A 724-nucleotide genomic window follows, 5' to 3' on the forward strand; every position below is an offset into this window, starting at 1 on the left:
GTCGGAGACTTTTTTATTTAAGTTAGGCCACCTGACCTAACGGGTTAATCTTATCATAGTACATTGCTTCAAACTCAAAAGGCGATACATAACCCAGTGCACTGTGTACACGCTTTTTATTGAACCAATCTACCCAGTTTAGTGTCGCAAGTTGTACATCTGCTAAACCTTGCCAATCTGCTTTTAAATATTCAATCACCTCTGTTTTGTATAAGCCATTCACCGTTTCAGCCAGAGCATTATCGTATGAATCACCAGTTGTACCGACTGATGCTCGTAAATTTGCTGCTTCTAAACGATTGGTATAGCGAATAGAAAGATATTGAACGCCTCTATCGGAATGATGAATCACATTCTTTGGCATGCCTCGATCGTGCAAGGCTTGCTCTAATGCATCGAGCACCATATCTGTATTCATCCGTGTCGATACTTTCCATCCAACAATTGCTCGTGAGAACACATCAATAATAAAGGCGGTATAGACCCAGCCTGAATGAGTTTGAATATACGTAAAGTCACTGACCCATAATTGGTCAGGTCGATCAGCACTAAAATTACGTTTCACTAAATCATCTGCTCGTTTTTGGTCATCTCGGCTACGGGTGGTTTGTTTGTTCTTACCTCGCCAAACACCTTGTATACCTAGCTTTTTCATTAATCGAGCAACAGTACAGCGTGCAATAATATAGCCTTCACGTTTCAGTTTTTGCCAGACTTTACGTAC

1 protein-coding gene is annotated in these 724 nt (G+C 40.9%); it reads right to left on the minus strand.

Annotation, left to right across the window (positions count from 1 at the left end):
* Positions 1 to 22 precede the first annotated feature (22 nt).
* The coding region (locus C3420_RS17165) for an IS3 family transposase (protein ID WP_146048185.1) at positions 23 to 724 on the minus strand (702 nt) is incomplete at its 5' end.

Source organism: Acinetobacter sp. ACNIH3 (assembly GCF_002918965.1).
Classification (GTDB): domain Bacteria; phylum Pseudomonadota; class Gammaproteobacteria; order Pseudomonadales; family Moraxellaceae; genus Acinetobacter; species Acinetobacter schindleri.